Origin of the sequence: Amycolatopsis sp. NBRC 101858, from assembly GCF_030269325.1 — a bacterium.
Taxonomy (GTDB): domain Bacteria; phylum Actinomycetota; class Actinomycetes; order Mycobacteriales; family Pseudonocardiaceae; genus Amycolatopsis; species Amycolatopsis ponsaeliensis.
This window is the reverse complement of the sequence record NZ_BSTD01000011.1, coordinates 1-4,949: the sequence shown is the minus strand read 5'-3', so window position 1 is coordinate 4,949 and position 4,949 is coordinate 1. Positions and strand designations below refer to the sequence as shown.

Annotated in this window: 3 rRNA genes; all 3 read left to right on the top strand. The window is 56.3% G+C overall.

Annotated elements, in window-relative coordinates:
• A 16S ribosomal RNA gene (locus QSK39_RS52895) occupies positions 1 to 1,324 on the top strand; the annotation flags it as partial.
• Positions 1,325 to 1,627: 303 nt separating this feature from the next.
• Positions 1,628 to 4,749: ribosomal RNA gene (locus QSK39_RS52890) — 23S ribosomal RNA — on the top strand.
• Between the two features lie 79 nt (positions 4,750 to 4,828).
• Positions 4,829 to 4,945 (top strand): 5S ribosomal RNA (rrf, locus tag QSK39_RS52885).
• Positions 4,946 to 4,949 lie beyond the last annotated feature (4 nt).

Genomic DNA, 4,949 nt, shown 5'->3' with positions numbered 1-4,949 from the left:
GTTGAAAGTTCTGGCGGTGCAGGATGAACCCGCGGCCTATCAGCTTGTTGGTGGGGTAATGGCCTACCAAGGCGACGACGGGTAGCCGGCCTGAGAGGGTGACCGGCCACACTGGGACTGAGACACGGCCCAGACTCCTACGGGAGGCAGCAGTGGGGAATATTGCACAATGGGCGCAAGCCTGATGCAGCGACGCCGCGTGAGGGATGACGGCCTTCGGGTTGTAAACCTCTTTCGCCAGGGACGAAGCGCAAGTGACGGTACCTGGATAAGAAGCACCGGCTAACTACGTGCCAGCAGCCGCGGTAATACGTAGGGTGCGAGCGTTGTCCGGATTTATTGGGCGTAAAGAGCTCGTAGGCGGTTTGTCGCGTCGGCCGTGAAATCTCCACGCTTAACGTGGAGCGTGCGGTCGATACGGGCAGACTTGAGTTCGGTAGGGGAGACTGGAATTCCTGGTGTAGCGGTGAAATGCGCAGATATCAGGAGGAACACCGGTGGCGAAGGCGGGTCTCTGGGCCGATACTGACGCTGAGGAGCGAAAGCGTGGGGAGCGAACAGGATTAGATACCCTGGTAGTCCACGCTGTAAACGTTGGGCGCTAGGTGTGGGCGACATTCCACGTTGTCCGTGCCGTAGCTAACGCATTAAGCGCCCCGCCTGGGGAGTACGGCCGCAAGGCTAAAACTCAAAGGAATTGACGGGGGCCCGCACAAGCGGCGGAGCATGTGGATTAATTCGATGCAACGCGAAGAACCTTACCTGGGCTTGACATGCGCCAGACATCCCCAGAGATGGGGCTTCCCTTGTGGTTGGTGTACAGGTGGTGCATGGCTGTCGTCAGCTCGTGTCGTGAGATGTTGGGTTAAGTCCCGCAACGAGCGCAACCCTTATCCTACGTTGCCAGCGCGTTATGGCGGGGACTCGTGGGAGACTGCCGGGGTCAACTCGGAGGAAGGTGGGGATGACGTCAAGTCATCATGCCCCTTATGTCCAGGGCTTCACACATGCTACAATGGCTGGTACAGAGGGCTGCGATACCGCGAGGTGGAGCGAATCCCTTAAAGCCGGTCTCAGTTCGGATCGCAGTCTGCAACTCGACTGCGTGAAGTCGGAGTCGCTAGTAATCGCAGATCAGCAACGCTGCGGTGAATACGTTCCCGGGCCTTGTACACACCGCCCGTCACGTCATGAAAGTCGGTAACACCCGAAGCCCATGGCCCAACCCCGTAAGGGGAGGGAGTGGTCGAAGGTGGGACTGGCGATTGGGACGAAGTCGTAACAAGGTAGCCGTACCGGAAGGTGCGGCTGGATCACCTCCTTTCTAAGGAGCACAACACATCCCGGCTACGGTCGGGAGTGGCCAGGGTTTAACACCCGAATGTGGTGTTGCTTTGGTTGCTCAAGGAATTGTGGAACTACTGGTTAAGGCTGATTCTGGTTGGCAATGCCTCGATGAGTACTGCGGGTGACCGCGTGGAAAGTGGAGCCGGCGCCTTGGGAGTCGGTTGTTCGCTATGCACACTGTTGGGTCCTGAGGCAACACGCCTTGGGGGCTCTGCCCCAGAGGGACGTTTGTTTCTGGTGTGGTGTTTGAGAACTGTAGAGTGGATGCGAGCATCTTTGTGGTCAAGTTGTTAAGGGCACATGGTGGATGTCTTGGCTTCAGGAGCCGATGAAGGACGTAGGAGGCTGCGATAAGCCTCGGGGAGCTGTCAACCGAGCTGTGATCCGAGGATTTCCGAATGGGGAAACCCAGCACCAGTGATGTGGTGTTACCCGCACCTGAATATATAGGGTGTGTGGAGGGAACGCGGGGAAGTGAAACATCTCAGTACCCGTAGGAAGAGAAAACAACCGTGATTCCGTGAGTAGTGGCGAGCGAAAGCGGAAGAGGCTAAACCGTGTACATGTCAAGCTGTCAGGCGTTGTGTATGCGGTGTTGTGGGACCCAGCGTCGAGGATCTGACAGTCCTCGGAATGATCGCGCATGTTAGTGGAACGCCTTGGGATGGGCGGCCGGAGTGGGTGAGAGCCCCGTACGCGAAAACGTGTTGTTGATTGTTTGTTTGGTGTTCCCGAGTAGCAGCGAGCTCGTGGAATTTGCTGTGAATCTGCCGGGACCACCCGGTAAGCCTAAATACTTCCTGAAGACCGATAGCGGACGAGTACCGTGAGGGAAAGATGAAAAGTACCCCGGGAGGGGAGTGAAAGAGTACCTGAAACCGTGTGCCTACAAGCCGTCAGAGCTGTAATGGTGATGGCGTGCCTTTTGAAGAATGAGCCTGCGAGTTAGTGCTGCGTGGCGAGGTTAACCCGTGTGGGGTAGCCGTAGCGAAAGCGAGTCTGAATAGGGCGAATGAGTCGCGTGGTCTAGACCCGAAGCGGAGTGATCTACCCATGGCCAGGGTGAAGCGACGGTAAGACGTCGTGGAGGCCCGAACCCACTTAGGTTGAAAACTGAGGGGATGAGCTGTGGGTAGGGGTGAAAGGCCAATCAAACTCCGTGATAGCTGGTTCTCCCCGAAATGCATTTAGGTGCAGCGTCGCGTGTTTCTTGTTGGGGGTAGAGCTACTGGATGGTCTAGGGGCCTTACCGGGTTACCGAAATCAACCAAACTCCGAATACCAATAAGTGAGAGCGCGGCAGTGAGACGGCGGGGGATAAGCTTCGTCGTCGAGAGGGAAACAGCCCAGAACACCAGCTAAGGCCCCTAAGTGTGTGCTCAGTGGGAAAGGATGTGGGATTGCCCAGACAACCAGGAGGTTGGCTTAGAAGCAGCCACCCTTGAAAGAGTGCGTAATAGCTCACTGGTCAAGTGGTCCTGCGCCGACAATGTAGCGGGGCTTAAGCACACCGCCGAAGCTGTGTCATTGACACATTAGATCCATGCAAGCACTTGATGTTTGTGTGTAGTCGTGTTGATGGGTAGGGGAGCGTCCTGCATCCAGGGAAGCCGTGGCGGAAGCTAGCGGTGGAGGGTGTGGGAGTGAGAATGCAGGCATGAGTAGCGAATGCAGAGTGAGAAACTCTGCCGCCGGATGACCAAGGGTTCCTGGGCCAGGCTAATCCGCCCAGGGTAAGTCGGGACCTAAGGCGAGGCCGACAGGCGTAGTCGATGGACAACGGGTTGATATTCCCGTACCCGAGCATGTGCGCCCATGACGAGGCGTTTGATACTAACCACCCAAAGCCATGCTCTGAAGTCTTCGGATGGAGGGGTGTGTGTGGAGCGTGGGACCTGATTTCGTAGTAGTCAAGCGATGGGGTGACGCAGGAAGGTAGCTCCGCCAGTGAGTGGTAGTACTGGTGTAAGCGTGTAGGCCGGAACATAGGCAAATCCGTGTTCCATGAGGCTGAGACGTGATGCGTAGCCGTTTGAGGCGAAGTAGAGTGATCCTATGCTGCCGAGAAAAGCCTCTAGTGAGTGCATGCACGGCCCGTACCCCAAACCAACACAGGTGGTCAGGTAGAGAATACCAAGGCGATCGGGTGAACTGTGGTTAAGGAACTCGGCAAAATGCCCCCGTAACTTCGGGAGAAGGGGGGCCAAACATCCTGAAGCTTCTTGCAGGCTAGGGGTGGGTGGCCGCAGAGACCAGCGGAAAGCGACTGTTTACTAAAAACACAGGTCCATGCGAAGTCGCAAGACGATGTATATGGACTGACGCCTGCCCGGTGCTGGAACGTTAAGAGGACCGGTTAATCCACTTTGGTGGGTGAAGCTGAGAATTTAAGCGCCAGTAAACGGCGGTGGTAACTATAACCATCCTAAGGTAGCGAAATTCCTTGTCGGGTAAGTTCCGACCTGCACGAATGGCGTAACGACTTTCCGGCTGTCTCAACCACAGGCCCGGCGAAATTGCACTACGAGTAAAGATGCTCGTTACGCGCGGCAGGACGGAAAGACCCCGGGACCTTTACTATAGTTTGGTATTGGTTTTCGGTTCGGCTTGTGTAGGATAGGTGGGAGACTGTGAAGCGCTCACGCTAGTGGGTGTGGAGTCGTTGTTGAAATACCACTCTGGTCGAATTGGGAATCTGAACCTCGGGCCATGATCTGGTTCAGGGACAGTGCCTGATGGGTAGTTTAACTGGGGCGGTTGCCTCCTAAAGAGTAACGGAGGCGCCCAAAGGTTCCCTCAGCCTGGTTGGCAATCAGGTGTTGAGTGCAAGTGCACAAGGGAGCTTGACTGTGAGACAGACATGTCGAGCAGGGACGAAAGTCGGGACTAGTGATCCGGCACCTCCTGGTGGAAGGGGTGTCGCTCAACGGATAAAAGGTACCCCGGGGATAACAGGCTGATCTTGCCCAAGAGTCCATATCGACGGCATGGTTTGGCACCTCGATGTCGGCTCGTCGCATCCTGGGGCCGGAGTAGGTCCCAAGGGTTGGGCTGTTCGCCCATTAAAGCGGCACGCGAGCTGGGTTTAGAACGTCGTGAGACAGTTCGGTCCCTATCCGCCGCGCGCGTAGGATACTTGAGGAAGGCTGTCCCTAGTACGAGAGGACCGGGACGGACGAACCTCTGGTGTGCCAGTTGTTCTGCCAAGGGCATGGCTGGTTGGCCACGTTCGGAAGGGATAACCGCTGAAGGCATCTAAGCGGGAAGCCTGTTCCAAGATGAGGTATCCCACCCTTTGTGGGTTAAGGCTCCCAATAGACCATTGGGTTGATAGGCCAGAAATGGAAGCGCAGTAATGTGTTGTCGAGTTGACTGGTACTAATAGGCCGAGGACTTGTCTACGAAGGTGTTACGCATCCACTCTACGGTTCTGAAACACCACACGGCCCCTTTTGTTGGGGGTGTGGTTGTTTCGTAGTGTTTCGGTGGTTTTAGCGTCAGGGAAACGCCCGGTCCCATTCCGAACCCGGAAGCTAAGCCTGATAGCGCCGATGGTACTGCAGCCGAAGGGTTGTGGGAGAGTAGGACACCGCCGAACTTAC